Raw genomic sequence first — 17,278 nt, 5'->3', positions numbered from 1 at the left:
ATGAGAATCGGCTTGATGATCGGCTCGGACAAGGAACGGCCCCGTGCCGACCGGTTGCGCGGCCTGCTCGACGACGGAAAGACCGCGGAGAGCGATGGTTTCGCATCGTTCTGGATTCCGCAGGTGCCCGGCTACCTCGACGCGCTGACGGCGGTCGCGCTTCTCGGCACAGCCACCGAACGCATCGAGATCGGCACCGCTGTGGTGCCCATCCAGACCCGCCACCCGCTGATCATGGCGCAGCAGGCACTGACCACCCAGGTTGCGTGCGCGGGACGGTTCACGCTCGGCATCGGCCCGTCACATCACTGGATCATCGCCGATCAACTCGGGCTCGCCTACGAGCGTCCAGCGCGGCTGGTGCGTGACTACCTCGAGGTGTTGCAGGCGGCCTACACCGGACCCGGCGAGGTCGCCGTCACCAACGACAGTTTCCAGGTCAAGAGTCCCCTCGACATCACCGACTCGTTCACGGTACCGCTGTTAGTGGCCGCGCTCGGCCCGGCGATGCTGCGCACCGCAGGAGAGCGCACCGGCGGGACGATCTTGTGGATGGCCGACGAACGGGCCATCGGTGACTACGTCGTCCCGCGCATCACCGAGGCGGCAGAGGCTGCCGGGCGCAGCGGGGTTCGCGTCGTCGCCGGCGTACCCGTCGCGCTGTGCCCCGAACGAGATGTCGACGGGGCCCGGGCCTACGCCAGCGAGGTACTCGGCCACGCCGACTTCTCCCCCAACTATGTCCGGTTGCTCGAGCACGGCGAGGCCGACGACGTCGGGGACACCATGGCGGCCGGTGACGAAGCCACGGTCCTCGCGCGGCTACGCCGCTACCGCGATGCGGGGGTCACCGACCTGGCCGCCAGGGTGGTGCCGCTCGGCGAGACCGCGTCCCAACGCCAGGCTTCGCGGCGACGCACACAAGAGTTCGTCGCGTCGCTGGTCGCCGAACTCGGCTGACTTAGTTAGACAGACGTCAACTATTCCCACGACATAAACCAGCGGCTACACTGCCGCTGTGCCGAATACTGCGTCGACTGCCGATGCTGACGGTGGTCAACGTCGGGCGTCGTTTCAGCGCGCGCGTTCCCACGAGACCAAGCGAGCGCTGGTGCAGGCCGCGATGGCGCTGTGGCGCACCAACGGTTATGCGAAGACCACGGTGGCCGACATCTGTCGCGCCGCCGGCGTGTCCAGGGCGTTGTTCTACTTCTACTTCCCGGCCAAGGAAGACATCCTCTTCGAGGTCGGCCTGCTCTCCACCCGGGCCGCCCAGCAGACCGTGCGGTCACTCCTGCGCACCGACTACGACGTCGAGGCGGTGATCGCCGAGGCGCTGCGCAGCCTGGAACGGTCGATGGCGCGCAACCCGCCCGAGTTGATCGTCGAAACCATCCTGGAGGGCTACCGCCAACAACACCGCATCCTCACCGGGGAGCGCACCGACGACGCCGACGCCGACATGTTCGGCGAGTTGTTCACCAAGGCACAACAAGACGGAAAGATCGCCGCGGGAATCGACGTCGCCCACCTGTCACATCTGGCCAGAATGCATGTCAGCGAAGGGGTTCGGCACTGGGCGGGCGGCACGTTCGGCGACGCGACGTTCGCCGACATCGTCACCGCCGACATCGCCGCGCTGATCACCGGGTTCAACATCAAAGCCAACCGATGACGAAAGCCGTTCACCGGAAATCGAAGGGAGACCGCCATGGCATGGGATTTCGAAACCGATCCCGAATACCAGAAGGTGCTGGATTGGGCGGATGAGTTCGTCCGCGAGGAGATCGAGCCACTGGACCTGGCGTTTCCCGACCAGCAGTACATGCCGTTGGATGCCAACCGGCGCAAGGTGATCGAGCCGCTCAAGGATGAGGTGCGCCGACGCGGGCTGTGGGCTACTCACCTCGGCGGTGAACTCGGCGGGCAGGGTTACGGACAACTCAAGCTCGCGCTGTTGAACGAGATCCTCGGACGGTCACAGTGGGCGCCGATCATCTTCGGTTGTCAGGCACCCGACACCGGCAACGCCGAGATCCTCGCGCACTACGGCACCGCGGCGCAGAAGGAGCGCTACCTGCGTCCGCTGCTCGACGGCGAGATCTTCTCCTGTTATTCGATGACCGAACCGCACGCCGGCGCAGACCCCACCCTGTTCAAGACCTCCGCCGTACGAGACGGCGACGACTGGGTCATCAACGGCCAGAAGTTCTTCTCCTCCAACGCCAGAACGGCGTCGTTCCTGATCGTCATGGTGGTGACCAACCCCGACGTCAGCGCCTACCAGGGCATGTCGATGTTCCTCGTGCCGACCGACACCCCCGGCGTCAACATCGTTCGCAACGTCGGGCTCTACGGCGAACCCGAGGGCGAAGGGTCGCACGCCCTCATCCACTACGACAACGTGCGGGTGCCCGCCGATGCGCTGCTCGGCGGCGAGGGCCAGGCCTTCGTCATCGCGCAGACGCGCTTGGGCGGCGGCCGTATCCACCACGCGATGCGGACCATCGGGCTGGCCCGCAAGGCGCTCGACATGATGTGTGAGCGCGCGCTGAGCCGTGAGACCCAGGGCAGCCGTCTGTCGGAAAAACAGTTCGTGCAGGGCTATATCGCCGACTCCTACGCCCAACTGCTGCAGTTCCGGCTCATGGTCCTCTACACCGCGTGGTCGATCGACAAGTACAACGACTACAAGAAGGTCCGCAAGGACATCGCCGCGGTCAAGGTGGTGATGCCCTCGGTGCTGCACGATATCGCCTGGCGGGCAATGCAAGTGCACGGTGCGCTCGGCGTCACCAACGAGATGCCGTTCATGGGCATGGTCACCGGCGCCGCCGTCATGGGGCTGGCCGACGGGCCCACCGAGGTGCACAAGGCGACGGTGGCCAAGCAGGTACTGCGTGACTATGAACCGACCGATGACATGTGGCCCTCGGAGTGGACGCCGCGCAAGCGCGAAGCCGCGCGGGCGAAGTTCGCCGACTACCTCGAAAGCGAGGTGGGCAACCTGTGACCGATATCGACGTTGGGCGGCTTGCGGATTGGATGGACGATGCGGCGCTGCCCGGCAAGGGTGAACCGCTGCAGACCCGGCTGCTCTCCGGCGGCACCCAGAACGTGATCTACGAGATTCGCCGCGGCGACGAACGCTGCGTGCTTCGCATGCCCCCGCCCGGCGCTCCACCGGACCGCGACAAGGGCATCCTGCGCGAGTGGCGGATCGTCGAGGCGCTCGACGGCACGGAGGTGCCGCACACCAAGGCGGTCGGGGTGTGCACCGACGCCGCCGTGTTGGGCCGCCCGTTCTATCTGATGGGCTACGTCGACGGCTGGTCTCCGATGGAGTTGGCCGACCGGCGCTGGCCGGAGCCGTTCGACAGCGACCCGCAGGCGCGCGCCGGTCTGGCCTATCAGCTCGCCGAAGGTATCGCGCTGCTGTCCAGGGTCGACTGGAAAGCCAAAGGGTTGACCGACCTTGGGCGCCCGGACGGCTTCCACGAACGCCAAGTCGACCGGTGGACAACCTTTTTCGAGCGGATCAAGGGACGCGAGATCGACGGCATCGAGGTCGCCACCGAATGGCTGCGCAGGCATCGGCCGCTGGACTACGTGCCCGGCCTGATGCACGGCGACTACCAGTTCGCCAACGTGATGTACCGCCACGGCGCACCGGCGCAACTGGCCGCGATCGTGGACTGGGAGATGGGCACCGTCGGCGATCCCAAACTCGATCTGGCGTGGATGGTACAGAGCTGGCCGCAGAACACCGACGCCCCGTCAAGTTCCGAGATGAGCTACGTCGACATGCGCCACATGCCCTCTCGCACACAGGTTGTCGAGCACTACGCGAAACTGTCCGGTCGCCAGGTCGACGACCTCGACTACTACCTGGTGCTGGCCAAATGGAAGCTGGCCATCGTGTTGGAGCAGGGTTTCCAGCGCGCCGGCGACGACGAGAAGCTGCTCGCCTACGGCCCGATCATCGTCGAGTTGATGCGCTCGGCAGCCGACCTCGCCGAATCCACCGACTACAAGTGATCCGCGCCGCCGTCTGCCCCGGCTACGGGGCACCTGAAGTCGTCCGCATCGAAGAGCGGCCGACACCTTCGGTGAATCCCGGCCTGGTCAAGGTCCGCGTCAACGCCGCGGCGGTCAACTATCCCGATGTGTTGTTGATCGCCAACGAATATCAGGTCAGCGTGCCGCCGCCGTTCGTGCCCGGCAGCGAGTTCGCCGGCGTCGTCGTCGACACCGGAGCCGACGGGTTCCGCGTCGGCGACAGGGTCACCGGCACCGGCATGTACGGTGCGTTCGCCGAGGAGGTCGTCGTGCCCGCCGCCCACGTGTCCCCTACCCCCGATGGCGTCGACGACCGCACCGCAGCCGCATTCGGGGTGGCGTACCGCACCGCGTATCACACGTTGCGGTCGATGGCGCGAGTGCAGCCGGGCGACGATGTCGTCGTCCTCGGCGCGGGCGGCGGCGTCGGGCTGGCCGCGGTCCAACTCGGTGTGCTTCTCGGCGCGTCGGTCACCGCGGTGGCCTCCTCAGACGAGAAGCTCGCCGCAGCCCGCGCTTACGGCGCAACCAATGTCGTCAACCACCGTTCGGCAGGCCTTCGCGATGCGTTGCGCGGCGCCGTGCCCGACGGCGCGCACGCCGTCGTGGATCCGGTCGGCGGCGCGCTCGCCGAACCGGCGCTGCGGTCGCTGCGCCGCGGCGGCCGGTTCGTCACCGTCGGGTACGCCTCGGGCGTCATCCCGCGGATCCCGCTGAACCTGGTGTTGGTCAAGGGCGTACACGTGCTCGGGTTCCACTTCCAGGACGTCCCGGCTGACGAATTCGACCGAAACGAAACCGAACTGCGCGAGCATCTGGTCAGCGGACGCGTCCACCCGCACATCGGCGCCGTCTACCCGTTAACGCAAACCGTGCAGGCGTTGCGTCACGTCGCCGACGGTCGCGCCATCGGCAAGGTGCTCATCGACCTCGCCTAGATCTGCCGGGCAGAAGAAATCAGCTGGCCGGGATCAGGTCCGCCGCAACGGAGGCCATCATCCCGCTACGAAAGGTCTCGGTATGGCCGACGGCGACACCCGCCTCATCGGCCGCCGACAGCGCCTTGGCCTTGAAAGCCCTTGCCGCCGCGCTCAACCGGTGCTGCACGGAGTCGACGCTGCGGTCCAGTTCAGCGGGCAGGCGCTCGCCCCACACGGTTACTTCGGCAGCGCTCTGGTCGAGTGCATTGCGGACATGGGCCAGTACCCGCGGGTCGCGGTCGAAGAGATCCGCGGCGACGGCGACGGTCTGCGGATGAGGCCGGTCTTCCCATGCGTTGAGCACAGATTCCAGATCCAGTGTCTCGGCGCCGAGAATCTCGAGCGGTCGGACGTCGCCGGGCTGGGCGATCAGGACGGTGACATCCCAACCGGCCATCACCCGGTCATAGACCCAGCCTCCGGCGAACTTCACCGCGTCGAGCACGGTGGGAGCGACGACGTCGAGCCGGTACCTCATTTCGTGCCCCTGGGTGCGAGATCGCGGGCCAACGACTCCGCGTACTCCTTGAATACCTCGCTCAGCGGTATTGACCGATCGAGCAGCCATGAGATCTCCATTCCGTTGATGAAGGCGAGAATTTCCACGGCCTTGTTGGCCGCTTCGAAGTCTGTGCGGTAGGTCCCGTCGCGCTGACCGCGCGTGATGATCTCGGTGATGATGGCGGTGGCGTCGTGGTACCGCTTGTGCAGGCGGTCGTGCAGCGGCGCATCGGGGGCGATGTTCTCCACCAGCAGCACCGTGAAGGTGCCGATGAGTTCGGGTGCCCGGCGGAACCGCTCCGGCACGCGGCTGAGTTCGCTGACGAGGTCGCCCGAGCGGTAGTCGGCGTGGATGGCGTCGTCGGCGTCGCGCGCGTCGAGCACGGCGTTGAGCAGCTGTTCCTTCGACTCGAAGTGGTGCAAGAGGCCCGCCGGCGTGACCCCCGCTTCCTTGGCGATCTGCGCCAGCGAGGTGTTGCGCCAGCCGTTGCGCGCCAGCAGCCGCTCGGCCACGGAAAGGATCCGGTGCCGACGGTCCTCACCCTTGGCGAGCAGCGTCTCGTACGGCCTCGAGCCTGACTCCGGTGTCACGCAAACCCTTCGGTCAACCAACCTAGTGAACACACAGTAGGTAGGTTTGCCGGCTGTGACAAGGGTCTCAGGCGAAAAAGGTTTGGCCGGGCGTCACAGCGCTGGTCAGGCCCGCTTCGGGGTGAACTCGATGTGCAGTTCGGACAGGCCGCGCAGCAGAAACGTGGGGTCATAGGCGTAGCGGCGGTCATCCGCGGGCCCGTGGACCGTTTCGTCGATCCGCAGGTCGTCCACGCGGTCGAGGAGCCGCCGAACGGTGATCTGGCCCTCGACACGCGCCAGCGGCGCGCCGGCACAGGAGTGGATGCCGCGGCCGAACGAGAGGTGCTCGCGCACGTTCTTGCGGTCCAGCCGGAACTCGTGCGGGTCGTCGAACTTGCGCGGATCGCGGTTGGCCGCGCCCAGGCACAGCATGACGACCGTGCCCGCCGGAAGGTGCACATCGCCCAGCGTGGTGGTCTTGCGGACCAGGCGGAAATCGACCTTCGTCGGCGCCTGCATTCGCAGCGCCTCTTCGATGAACGCCGGAATGCGTTTCGGGTCATCGCGCAGAATCTGCTGGAACTCCGGGCGATCCCCCAGGGTCTGCACGGCGGCGCTGAGCAGCTTGGTGACCGTCTCCTGCCCGGCCGCGAACAGAAACGTCGCCGGTTTGACGACCTCGATCAGCTCGGGTGTCGAACCGTCGGGATACAGCGCGGTCGCCATCGCCGACAGCACGTCGCCGCGGGGTTCGCGACGACGGTCGGCGAGGTAGCCGGCGAACTTGTCGTCCAGATACTGCAGCGGATCGCGCCCCACCGGCGCGCCGTCGAGCGCCCCTACGCGGCTGCCGTAGCGCTCCTCGACGCCGAGCGCGGCGAGGAACTCGGGCCGGTCCTCCTCGGGCACGCCGAGCAGGTCGATGATCGCCGAGGTGGCGAAGGGCTTCGCGTACTCGGCGAGGAACTCGCATCGTCCGTTAGCGAGGAACTGGTCGAGCTGGCTGTCGACCAGCCGCCACATGAAGTCCTCGTTCTCCTTCAGCCGCTTCGGGGTCAGCAGCTTGGTCAGCAGCGAGCGGGCACGTGTGTGCGCGGGTGGATCCATCACCACCAGGTGCTCGTGGATCGGGAACAGGTGGCGATGCGCCTCGATCTGGTCGGTGATGTCGTCGCCGTGCGGTTCGAACGGCAGCGGCGGAAACGGGCCACCGATCGCGTTGACGGCGGAAAATGCATCGTGGTCCTTGAACGCCGCCAGCACTTCCTGATAGCCCGTGACGGCGACCACACCGTAGTTCGGTTCCCGAAACACGGGCCCCTGCGAGCGCAGGTAGTCCCAGTAGTCGTAGGGATCTTGGCTGATCGCCGGGTCGGAGAAGTAGTCGACGGATGCGAAATCTGTCACGGACCGGTCCTTTCGGCGCCACCGCGTTTGGTCGATCGATAAAACTGTTAGAGTGCGCTATGCGTACCACGGGGTATGACGGGTGGTCAAGCAAATCGATCGACAGGGGTTTGCGAAATGCCAAGTAGGGCCAAGGCCGCCGACACGGGGGCACGGCAACGGCTGATCGAGGCCACCGCCCAGGTCATCCGCGAGGAGGGCTATGCCGCGGCGACGTCCCGCCGCGTCGCGGCCGCGGCGGGTGTCAAACAAGCGCTGGTCTACTACTACTTCCCCACGATGGACGACCTCTACGTCGAGGTGCTGCGCACCGGTGCGGAAGCCTCGCTGCAACGCATGCGCGCTGCGCTCACCGATGCCGATCCGTTGCGCACGCTGTGGGCGATGAACAGCGACCTTCGGCTCACCGGGCTGAACACTGAGTTCATGGCGATGGCCAACCACCGCAAGGCCATTCGCAAAGAACTCAAGGCCTATGCGGAGCGGGTCCGCGATATCGAGACGGCGGCCGTGGCGGTTGCGCTGCGGGCACGCGGTGTCGACCTCGACGACTACCCGCCGGTCGCGATCTCCATGCTCATCGCACAAACCGCGCGCAGCCTGTGCAACGAGAGCGCCGTCGGGGTCGACCTGGGCCACGACGAACTGCGCGCGTTCATGGAACGCCAGCTCGATTTTCTGGCGGCGGGGCTTTCCGCGCCGAACGCCGGCCGAAGCTCGCGGTGAGCGATCGGTTGACAACCGCAGCCGGCCGGTGACAGGCTCCTGATCGATCGACCAAACTTACCGATTCGAGGAGGGCACATGGGCGGGCGCGTTGAGGGCAAGGTTGCGTTCATCACCGGGCTTCCCGTCACGGTCGACGCCGGCAGCATGCTCAAGTAGCTGCGAAGATCATCACATGAAGCTCGTCTTCAACCTGCCCCACATGCTGCGGCTTCCGGCGATGATGCAGCCGTGGGAAGCATCGGTCACCGGCGCCGACCAGACCCGGATGGCCAAGTGCGCCGACCAGTGGGGCTACGACATGATCGCGGTGCCAGAGCATTTCGTGATCCCCAACGAACACGTGCAGTTGTCGGGGCCGCACTATCTGCAGTCCACCGTTGCGCAGGCCTATCTCGCCGGGGCGACCGAGCGCATCCTGCTCAACTCCTGTATCACCGTGTTGCCGTTGCAGCATCCGATCGTGCTCGCCAAAGCGCTGGCGACCGCGGACTGGATGAGCAGCGGACGGATGATGGTCACGTTCGGGGTCGGCTGGCTCGAGCGCGAATTCGACTTGTTGGGGGTGCCGTTCCGCGAGCGCGGCCGCATCGCCGACGAGTACCTCGCCGCGATCGTCGAACTGTGGACCAGCGAGTCCCCGAGTTTCACCGGCCGCTACGTCTCGTTCGACGACGTGGCCTTCGAGCCCAAACCGCTTCAGAAACCCCACCTGCCCATCTGGATCGGCGGTGACGCCGACGCCGCGATGCGTCGCGCGGCGAAGTACGCGTCGGGCTGGTGGTCTTTTTTGACCCCGCCCGAGCAGATCGCCGAACGGGTCGACTTCCTCAAATCTCAAGACGGCTACGACGGCCGACCCTTCGACGTGGTCCACGGGCTGGGCACCAACCGCGTCGGCGAGGGACATACAGCCCAGGACGACCCGAACGCCCGTCCCGGTATGAGGGCAGCGGAGATCGTGGACCGGATGGGTTATCTCGCCGAACAGGGAGTGACGGTCAGCGCGGTCCCGTTGCCGCCCGTCAGCGGTGTCGACGAGTACCTCGACTACGCGCAGTGGATCATCGAAGAGGTCAAACCCCAACTGCCGTAAGTGCCGCGGCGGTCAGCGGCCGTCGACCACCACGCCCGCGGCGGCTTCGATCGGTTTGATGACCGCGGTGAAATCGGAGTCGGCGCCTTCTTCGCGCAACGTGGTCTCCCACTGCTCGGCGACCGCCGCCGAGATCACCCCGGCCGCGCCGAGGCGTTGCGCCTCCTCGAGGTAGAGCCGCACGTCCTTGACCATCAGGCCGGTCGCGAAGCCGTAATCGAAGGTGCGTGGCAGCACCGAGCGAGGGAACTTGTCTCGGCTGGCATGGGTGCCACCGGAGCCGGCGTTGAGCACGTCGATCATCACGCGGGGGTCCAGGCCGGCCTTGACGCCCATGACCACGACCTCCGACGTCACGGCCAGGGCCGTGGCCGCCACGAGGTTGTTCAGCAATTTCATCGTCTGCGCCGACCCCGGCTTCTCACCGACGTAGATCGCGCGGCCCAGGGTCTCGAAAAGCGCGTGCAGCGAATCGAATTCCGCCTGCGGCCCGGACACCATCAGCGTGAGCGTGCCGTTTTCGGCCCCGGCCACCCCGCCGCTGACGGGACTGTCCAACGCCGCGACGCCGCGTTCCTGCAATGCCCGGGAAACGGCCTGCGAAGCCTCGCTGCCCACGGTCGACAGGTCGACGAACCGTTTGATCCGCGTGCCGTGTGCGACGCCGTGCGCACCGGCGACGACGTCGAGGCACACCTGCCCGGACGGCAGGCTCGCGAAAACCGTCTCCGCGACGTCGGCGACCTCGCGCGGCGCCGACGCCGGCTGTGCGCCGAGTTCCACCGCCGCCGTCACCGCATCCTCGCGGGTGTCGTAGACGACGACGGTGTTGCCGGCGTCGAGCAGACGGCGCGTCATCGGGAATCCCATGTGGCCCAGCCCGATGAAACCCAGCGTCACGGCGCATCCTCCTGTTCGGCGAACACCTCGCGGGCCTGCCGGAAGCTGTCGACGGCGGCGGGCACACCGGCGTAGACGGCGACCTGCAGGAACACTTCGCGGATTTCTTCGCGCGTCACACCGTTGTTCAAGGCGCCACGGATATGCGTGCGCAACTCGTGGGGCCGGTTGAGCACCGAGAGCATCGCCAGGTTGAGCATGCTGCGGATCTTGCGCGGCAACTCGTCGCGCCCCCACACCGCGCCCCAGCAGTACTCGGTGACCAACTCCTGCAGCGGTGCGTCGAAGTCGTCGGCGCTGCGGGTGGCGTTGGCGACGTAGTCGGCGCCGAGCACCTCGGCACGTATTCTGGCGCCCTTCTCGAAGGTCTGCCGGTCCATGTCCGCTCCGTTCGCCGCGACGTGGTGTTACAACCCAAGAGATTTGGCGATGATCACCTTCATCACCTCGCTGGTGCCCGCGTAGATGCGGGCGACGCGGGCATCGGTGTACAGCCGCGCGATCGGATACTCCATCATGTAGCCGTAACCGCCGAACAGCTGCAGGCACCGGTCCACCACACGGGCCTGCATCTCGGTGCAGAACAGCTTCACCCGCGCGGCGTCGGCGCCGGACAGCTCACCTTCGACGTGCAGCGCCACCGCACGGTCCAGCATCGCCTGGGCGGCTTCGACCTCCGTCGAGCACGCAGCCAACTCGAACTTGGTGTTCTGAAACGAGGCCACGGGTGTACCGAACGCCTTGCGGTCCTTGGTGTAGTCGATGGCCGCGGCGATCGCCGAGCGCGCCTGACACACCGATCCGACGGCCACCGTCAGCCGCTCCTGGGGCAGGTTGTGGCCGAGATAGCCGAACGCCTCGTCCAACTCACCCAGCACGTTGGCCGCGGGCACCCGCACGTCGACGAACGACAGCTCCGCGGTGTCTTGGACCTTGCACCCCATCTTCTCCAGTTCGCGCCCGCGGGTGAAGCCCTCCATACCGTCCTCGACGACGAACAGCGTCAGACCCTTACGCCGGTTGTCCGGATCGGTGGAGGTTCGCGCCACCACGATCACCAGGTCGGCCTGCATGCCGCCGGTGATGAATGTCTTGGCGCCGTTGAGAATCCAGTCGTCGCCGTCGCGCACGGCGGCGGTGCGCATCCCCGCCAGATCCGATCCCGTGCCCGGTTCCGTCATCGCGACGGCCGTCAACAGCTCACCGGAGGCCAGGCCGGGAAACCACCGCTTGCGCTGCTCCTCGTTTGCGTAGTGCAGGAAGTACGGCAGGATCACCTCCAACTGGGTGCGTACCGTCGACAGCGTGACCAGCGCGCGCGCCGCCTCTTCCTGCAACACCACGTTGTAGCGGTAGTCGGGGGCACCACCCCCGCCGTACTCCTCGGGGATCGCCATCCCCAGCATGCCCAGCGCACCCATCTGTTTGAAGACCTCGCGCGGCATCCGGCCGCCCTTCTCCCACTCCGGATAGTGCGGCACCACTTCCTTTTCGACGAAGTCGCGCGCAAGTTCGCGGAATGCCTCGTGGTCCTCGGTGAACAGGTCTCTACGCACGGGGCGTCCTTCCTAGGCGATGAGTTCTACTAACGTCGCGTTGGCGGTGCCGCCGCCTTCGCACATGGTCTGCAACCCGTAGCGGATTCCGTTGTCACGCATGTGGTTGAGCATGCGGGTCATCAGCACCGCGCCCGAGGCGCCCAGCGGATGACCGAGGGCGATCGCCCCGCCCAGCGGGTTGAGCTTGGCCTCATCGGCGCCTGTCTCGGCGAGCCAGGCCAGCGGGACGGGGGCGAAGGCCTCGTTCACCTCGAACACCCCGACCTCGTTCAGTGCGACGCCGGCCTTGTGGAGCACCTGCTCGGTGGCCGGGATCGGGCCGGTGAGCATCAATACCGGGTCGGCGCCGGTAACCGCTCCGGCGCGGTAGCGCGCAATGGGCCGCAGCCCCAAGGTGATCGCGTTCTCGGCCGTCGTCACCAGCAGCGCTGCGGCGCCATCGGAGATCTGTGACGAGTTGCCCGCGTGGATGACCCCGTCGTCCTGGAACGCCGGCTTGAGCCCGGCGAGCTTCTCGACGGTGCTGCCGCGCCGCACGCCTTCGTCGGCCACGACCGGCTCGCCTCCGGTGAACACCGGCATGATCTGCGCTTCGAATGCGCCGTTGTCCTGCGCGGCGGCCGCGAGTTCGTGTGAGCGCACCGAGTACTCGTCGAGGCGGGTCCGGGTAAAGCCCCACTTCTGTGAGATCAGCTCGGCCGAGATACCTTGGTTGAAGGCGAAACCTTTATAGCGGTCAAGGACTTTCGGTCCGTACGGTGTGCCCGTGGCCCGTGCCGCGCCCAGCGGCACCCGGCTCATCACCTCGACGCCGCCCGCGACCACCACGTCCTGCTGGCCCGACATCACCGCGTGCACCGCGAAGTCCAGCGCCTGCTGGCTGGACCCGCAGGCGCGGTTGACCGTGGTGCCCGGGATCCGCTCCGGCCATCCAGCGGCCAGCACCGAGTAGCGGCCGATGTTGCTGGACTGGTCGCCCACCTGCGAGACGCAACCCCACACCACGTCGTCGATGATGTCGGGGTCGATACCGGCGCGCTCCACGAGCGCGTTGAGCACGATCGCGGACAGGTCCGCCGCGTGTATCTCCGACAGTCCGCCGTTGCGCTTGCCGACGGGGGTGCGAACCGCCTCGACGATTACGGTCTCACGCATCTTGTCACTCCGTTCTTGGCACTGCCCACCGGCCGGTGAACGTTGCCGTCCGCTTGGCGGCGAACGCCGCGTACGCCTCTGTTGAATCTTCGGTGGCGAAGTTACCCGGCTGTGCGCGGGCTTCGTTGGCCAACGCCTCGCGCAGCGTCACATTGGCGCCGTCGTTGAGCAGCGCCTTGCTCTGCGCCAGCGCGACCGGCGGGCCCGCGGCCAGCCGGCCCGCCAGTTCGTCGACAAACGCGTCGATCTCCTCGGCGGGCTTGACCCAGGTCACCAGGCCCAACGACCGCGCCTCCTCGGCGTCGATCGTGTCGGCCAGCAGCACCAGCCGTTTGGCCTGCTGCAGGCCGACCAGTTTGGGCAGCAGCCACGAGCCACCGAGGTCGACCGACAGGCCCCGCTTGGCGAAGACCTGACAGAACGTCGATTCGGGCGTGGCGACCACGAAGTCGCAGCCCAGGGCCAGGTTCCAGCCCGCACCGACGGCGACGCCGGTCACCTTCGCGATGGTGGGCACGGTCAGTTCGTGCAGCGCAAGGGCGACTTCGGTGAGCCGGCGCAGCTTGTGTCTGGGGTGGATGTCCTCCGGGGTGGAGATGTCGGCGCCCGAGCAGAAGGCACCTCCGGCCCCGGTGATGACCAACGCTCGAAGGTCGGTGTCGCGGGCGGCCGCGCGCAGCGCATCGGCCAACTCTGCCCACAGTTGCGGGTTGATCGCGTTCTTGCGCGCCGGCCTGTTCAACGTCAACGTGCGAACGCCGTCGGTGTCGGTCGAGCGCAGCACGGGCTCGGCGTCGCGGGACGTCACCGGTAGGCCGGTCCGATCACGCCGCGCTTGCGCAGCACCGCGATCTCCTCGTCGTCGATTCCCAGTTCGGCGAGCACGGCGTCGGTGTGCTGGCCCAGCCCGGGGACCGCGCCCATCGGTTGTTCGAACCCGGCGACGACGGCCGGCGGCAGCAGCGCCTGGATCGGGCCCGCCGATGTTTCGACGTCACGCCACCGGTTGCGTGCGCTCAACTGCGGATGCGCCACCACCTCGCTGGGGGTGTTGTAGCGCGAGTTCCCGATGCCTGCCGCGTCTGCGATCTTCTGCACGTCGGCGAGGTCGCGCTGCCCGCACCAGTCCGCGATGGCTTCGTCGAGCACGGTTCGGTTGGCCACCCGGTCGGCGTTGGTCGCGAAGCGCTCATCTTCGGCTAAATCGGTGCGCTGCAGGATCTCCCGGGCAAAGCGCTGCCATTCGCGGTCGTTGGTGGTGCCCAGTACCACCGTCTGGTTGTCGGCGGTGGCGTAGGCCCCGTAGGGCGCCACCGCCGGCGAGCCCATGCCCAGCGGCACCTGGTCGACACCGGAGTGCTGGGTATAGGTGAGCTGGTAGCCCATCACGTCCATCATGGTGTCGAACAGGCTGACCGCGACGTTGCCGCCACCTGCCCGTCGGCCGGTATCGCGCGAATACAGCAGGGCCAGAATCGAAATCGCCGCGTGCAGTCCCGTGGAGACGTCGGCGACCGGCGGCCCGGGTTTGGCCGGGGCGCCAGCCTGACCGGTGACCGCACACGTCCCGGATTCGGCTTGGATCAGCAGGTCGTAGGCCCGCTTGTGCGACAGCGGCCCGCCAGGGCCGTATCCGTCGATCTCCACTGCGATGACGTTCGGATGGCGCGCTTCCATCTCTGCGGGGGTGATGCCGAGCCGCCCGGTGGAGCCGGGCGCCAGATTGGATACCAGCACATCGGCGTTGTCGAGCAGTCGATGCAGGATGTCCAGACCCTCAGTGGTTTTCAGGTCGACGGTCACCGACTCCTTGTTGCGGTTGCACCAGACGAAGTGTGCGGCAAGGCCGTTCACCACGTCGTCGTAGTGCCGTGCGAAGTCGCCGCCCTTGGGGTTCTCCACCTTGATGACGCGTGCGCCGAAGTCGGCGAGCGTCCTGGTGCACATCGGAGCCGACACGGCCTGTTCGAGCGTCACGACCGTGATGCCGGACAGCGGCGCCTGCGGTTGGGAGGTCACTACATCACCATTCCGCCGTCGACCGGCAGCACCTGGCCGGTGATGTAGGACGCCGCGTCGGACGCCATGAACACGAAGGCGCCGGCCACCTCGGCAGGTTCGGCCCACCGCTTCATCGGGATGCGGTTCATCATGTTGGCCGCGAACTTCTCGTTGGTGCGGATGGTTTCGGTCATCGGGGTGGCCGCGAGCGGAGCCAGCGCGTTCACCGTGATGGATTTGGTGGCCAGCTCGCGGGCAAGGGATTTGGTGAACCCGATGATGCCCGCCTTGGCCGCCGAGTAGTTGACCTGGCCCAGGGTTCCGGTCAGCCCGGCAGCCGATGTCACATTGACGATGCGACCCTTGCCGTCGGTCGGGATGTGCGGCAGCGCCGCCTGGGTCACGTTGAAGGCACCCATGACGTGGATGTCGAAGAGCAGCCGAAACGACTCCTGGCTGGTCTTGGCGAACATCGCCGGCTGGGTGACGCCCGCGTTGTTGACGACGATGTGCAACGCGTCACCGGTCAGCGCCGCGGCTTGCGCCGCCGCGGCGTCGGCGGCGTCCCGGTCCGAGACGTCGAGACCCGTCGACTCCGCCCTGCCGCCCGCGGCCGAAATGCGTTCGGCGACCGCGGCGGCGGCGTCCTTGTCGACGTCGGTGACCATCACCGTCGCGCCCGCATCGGCGAGTGCCGTCGCGACCGCTGCTCCGATTCCGCCCGCGGCCCCGGTCACCAGTGCCGATCGCCCGGTGAGATCGAAATAGGTTGGCATCAATAGCGCTCCACTCTCAATAACTACGGGGAAGTCCCAGTACATGCTCGCCGAGAAAGTTCAGGATCATCTCCTGGCTGACCGGCGCGATCTTCATCAGCCGTGATTCGCGGAAGTACCGCGACACGTGGTACTCCTCGGAATAACCCATGCCACCGTGCAGCTGCAGGGCACGGTCGGCGGCGCCGAATCCAGCGTCAGCGCACAGGTACTTGGCGGTATTGGCTTCGCGCCCACAGGGTTTGCCGTTGTCGTAGAGCCACGTGGCCTTGCGCAGCACCAGTTCGGCCGCGTCGAGTCGGGCCAGCGAATCGGCCAGCGGGAACTGCAACCCCTGGTTCATGCCGATCGGCCGGTTGAACACCACCCGCTCGTTGCCGTACTTGACCGCCTTCTCCAGCGCCACCCGCCCGATACCGAGCGCCTCGGCGGCGATCAGCATCCGTTCGGGGTTCAGGCCGTCGAGGATGTACTTGAAACCCTTGCCCTCCTCACCGACCCGGTGTTCGACCGGAACGATGAGGTCGTCGATGAACACTTCGTTGGAGCTGACCGCGTTTCGGCCCATCTTGTTGATCGGGCGGACATCGACGTGGTCAGGGTCGAGGTCGGTGAGAAACAGCGTCATGCCGTCGGTCTTCTTGGTGACCTCGTCGTAGGGGGTGGTGCGGGTCAACAGCAGGATCTTCTCGGACTCCACCGCCTTGGAAATCCATACTTTCCGGCCGTTGACGCGATAGTGGTCGCCCTCGCGCTTGGCGAACGTGGTGATGCGTGAGGTGTCCAGTCCGGCGCCCGGTTCGGTGACCCCGAAGCAGACGTGCAAGTCGCCGTTGACGATTCGGGGCAGCGTCGCGGCCTTGAGCTCATCGGAGCCGTGCTTGACGACGGGTTGCATCCCGAAGATCGACAGATGGATGGCGCTGGCGCCGTTCATCGCAGCACCGGAGCGGGCGACCTCTTCGAGCAGCAGGGTGGCCTCCGTGATGCCCAGCCCGTGTCCCCCGTACTCCTCGGGGATGGTCATGCCGAGCCAGCCGCCCTTGGCGATGGCGTCGTAGAACTCCTGCGGGAATTCGTGCGCCTGGTCCTTCTGCATCCAGTAGTGGTCGTCGAACTTGCCCGCCAGTTCGGCCACGGATTTACGGATCAGTTCCTGATCCTCGGTCAGCGCGAAACTCATCCCGTTCGACACCGCATACTCCTTCGAGTCATCGTCGGCACAGCGCAGTGCGCCGGTGCGATCAACGTACATTCGCACCGGCGACACCGTCAGCCGGTAATCCTGCTCAGTCCGTGTTGCCCGTTATCTGCTTGGCGCTCGAGGCGAAATCCGAGAACGACGCTCCGGTCTTGTCCTTCTTGGATAGCGCTTGGATGGAGACATCGTGACCCTCGGCGGCTTTGCGTAGTGCGCCGACGGTGGCTTGGTCTTTGGGTATGTGGGTGAAGGGGTCCCAGTTGTACCAACGCATGGCGTTTTGGTAGGTCATCTTGTTGATCTCGTCGTCGGGGACGTTGTTGGCGGTCAGCACCTCGTCGAGC

18 protein-coding genes and 1 pseudogene are annotated in these 17,278 nt (G+C 66.7%); 7 read left to right on the top strand and 12 right to left on the bottom strand.

The features are described 5' to 3' along the window. Genes ABQE93_RS15665 through ABQE93_RS15645 form a run of 5 tightly spaced genes read left to right on the top strand, consistent with a single transcriptional unit; the run spans position 1 to position 4,997 of the window. Positions 1-960 (top strand): TIGR03564 family F420-dependent LLM class oxidoreductase, encoded by a 960-nt coding sequence (locus ABQE93_RS15665; RefSeq protein WP_448409099.1) that lies wholly within the window; start codon positions 1-3, stop codon positions 958-960. 58 nt (positions 961-1,018) lie between these two features. Beyond that, the gene (locus ABQE93_RS15660) at positions 1,019-1,675 is read left to right on the top strand and encodes a TetR/AcrR family transcriptional regulator (RefSeq protein ID WP_448409101.1); all 657 of its coding nucleotides are present in this window, start codon (positions 1,019-1,021) and stop codon (positions 1,673-1,675) included. Between the two features lie 36 nt (positions 1,676-1,711). Next, positions 1,712-3,013: an acyl-CoA dehydrogenase family protein gene (locus ABQE93_RS15655; protein ID WP_448409103.1), complete on the top strand. Its 1,302-nt coding sequence runs from the start codon at positions 1,712-1,714 to the stop codon at positions 3,011-3,013. Between the two features lie 32 nt (positions 3,014-3,045). Then, entirely contained in the window at positions 3,046-4,038 is a 993-nt protein-coding gene (locus tag ABQE93_RS15650; RefSeq protein WP_448409155.1) for a phosphotransferase family protein, read from the top strand. Further along, on the top strand, positions 4,038-4,997 hold the full coding sequence (locus ABQE93_RS15645; protein ID WP_448409156.1) for an NADPH:quinone oxidoreductase family protein: 960 nt from the start codon (positions 4,038-4,040) through the stop codon (positions 4,995-4,997). Before ABQE93_RS15650 ends, ABQE93_RS15645 begins: the two co-directional genes overlap by 1 nt. Before the next feature lie 19 nt (positions 4,998-5,016). Here the strand turns inward: ABQE93_RS15645 and ABQE93_RS15640 are convergent, their stop codons facing one another. From ABQE93_RS15640 to ABQE93_RS15630, 3 genes are all read right to left on the bottom strand, one after another. Next, positions 5,017-5,517 carry a hypothetical protein gene (locus tag ABQE93_RS15640; RefSeq protein ID WP_448409105.1) on the bottom strand — a complete coding sequence of 167 codons (501 nt, stop codon included), beginning with the start codon at positions 5,515-5,517 and terminating at the stop codon, positions 5,017-5,019. Then, positions 5,514-6,131: a TetR/AcrR family transcriptional regulator gene (locus tag ABQE93_RS15635; RefSeq protein WP_448409107.1), complete on the bottom strand. Its 618-nt coding sequence runs from the start codon at positions 6,129-6,131 to the stop codon at positions 5,514-5,516. The genes ABQE93_RS15640 and ABQE93_RS15635 overlap by 4 nt, the downstream gene beginning before the upstream one ends. Before the next feature lie 105 nt (positions 6,132-6,236). After that, on the bottom strand, positions 6,237-7,520 hold the full coding sequence (locus ABQE93_RS15630) for a cytochrome P450 (RefSeq protein ID WP_448409109.1): 1,284 nt from the start codon (positions 7,518-7,520) through the stop codon (positions 6,237-6,239). Between the two features lie 117 nt (positions 7,521-7,637). Here ABQE93_RS15630 and ABQE93_RS15625 point away from each other — a divergent pair, with 117 nt between their 5' ends. Both ABQE93_RS15625 and ABQE93_RS15620 read left to right on the top strand, forming a co-directional pair. Further along, on the top strand, positions 7,638-8,246 hold the full coding sequence (locus tag ABQE93_RS15625; RefSeq protein ID WP_448409110.1) for a TetR/AcrR family transcriptional regulator: 609 nt from the start codon (positions 7,638-7,640) through the stop codon (positions 8,244-8,246). A gap of 175 nt (positions 8,247-8,421) precedes the next feature. Beyond that, entirely contained in the window at positions 8,422-9,342 is a 921-nt protein-coding gene (locus tag ABQE93_RS15620) for a TIGR03619 family F420-dependent LLM class oxidoreductase (RefSeq protein WP_448409112.1), read from the top strand. 12 nt (positions 9,343-9,354) lie between these two features. Here the strand turns inward: ABQE93_RS15620 and ABQE93_RS15615 are convergent, their stop codons facing one another. The 9 genes and pseudogenes from ABQE93_RS15615 to ABQE93_RS15575 all read right to left on the bottom strand — a co-directional run. After that, complete coding sequence (locus ABQE93_RS15615) at positions 9,355-10,242, bottom strand: NAD(P)-dependent oxidoreductase (protein WP_448409114.1); 888 nt, start codon at positions 10,240-10,242, stop codon at positions 9,355-9,357. Further along, positions 10,239-10,622, bottom strand: a complete 384-nt coding sequence (locus ABQE93_RS15610) for a carboxymuconolactone decarboxylase family protein (RefSeq protein ID WP_448409116.1) — start codon at positions 10,620-10,622, stop codon at positions 10,239-10,241. Before ABQE93_RS15610 ends, ABQE93_RS15615 begins: the two co-directional genes overlap by 4 nt. A 27-nt stretch (positions 10,623-10,649) precedes the next feature. Further along, positions 10,650-11,798: an acyl-CoA dehydrogenase family protein gene (locus tag ABQE93_RS15605; protein ID WP_448409118.1), complete on the bottom strand. Its 1,149-nt coding sequence runs from the start codon at positions 11,796-11,798 to the stop codon at positions 10,650-10,652. A gap of 12 nt (positions 11,799-11,810) precedes the next feature. Beyond that, entirely contained in the window at positions 11,811-12,956 is a 1,146-nt protein-coding gene (locus ABQE93_RS15600) for a thiolase family protein (protein WP_448409120.1), read from the bottom strand. A 4-nt stretch (positions 12,957-12,960) separates the two neighbouring features. Further along, positions 12,961-13,764 (bottom strand): enoyl-CoA hydratase/isomerase family protein, encoded by an 804-nt coding sequence (locus tag ABQE93_RS15595; protein WP_448409122.1) that lies wholly within the window; start codon positions 13,762-13,764, stop codon positions 12,961-12,963. Further along, positions 13,761-14,975, bottom strand: coding sequence for a CaiB/BaiF CoA transferase family protein (locus ABQE93_RS15590; RefSeq protein ID WP_448409123.1), 1,215 nt, complete (start codon positions 14,973-14,975; stop codon positions 13,761-13,763). Before ABQE93_RS15590 ends, ABQE93_RS15595 begins: the two co-directional genes overlap by 4 nt. Beyond that, positions 14,975-15,733: an SDR family NAD(P)-dependent oxidoreductase gene (locus ABQE93_RS15585; RefSeq protein ID WP_448409124.1), complete on the bottom strand. Its 759-nt coding sequence runs from the start codon at positions 15,731-15,733 to the stop codon at positions 14,975-14,977. The genes ABQE93_RS15590 and ABQE93_RS15585 overlap by 1 nt, the downstream gene beginning before the upstream one ends. Before the next feature lie 16 nt (positions 15,734-15,749). Next, the gene (locus ABQE93_RS15580; protein WP_448409157.1) at positions 15,750-16,916 is read right to left on the bottom strand and encodes an acyl-CoA dehydrogenase family protein; all 1,167 of its coding nucleotides are present in this window, start codon (positions 16,914-16,916) and stop codon (positions 15,750-15,752) included. A 106-nt stretch (positions 16,917-17,022) separates the two neighbouring features. Further along, positions 17,023-17,278, bottom strand: a pseudogene (locus ABQE93_RS15575) (amidohydrolase family protein); the annotation flags it as partial.

Source organism: Mycolicibacterium sp. XJ662 (assembly GCF_053484035.1).
Note: the sequence above shows the minus strand (reverse complement) of the source record. Positions and strands in the feature narration are given on the sequence as shown.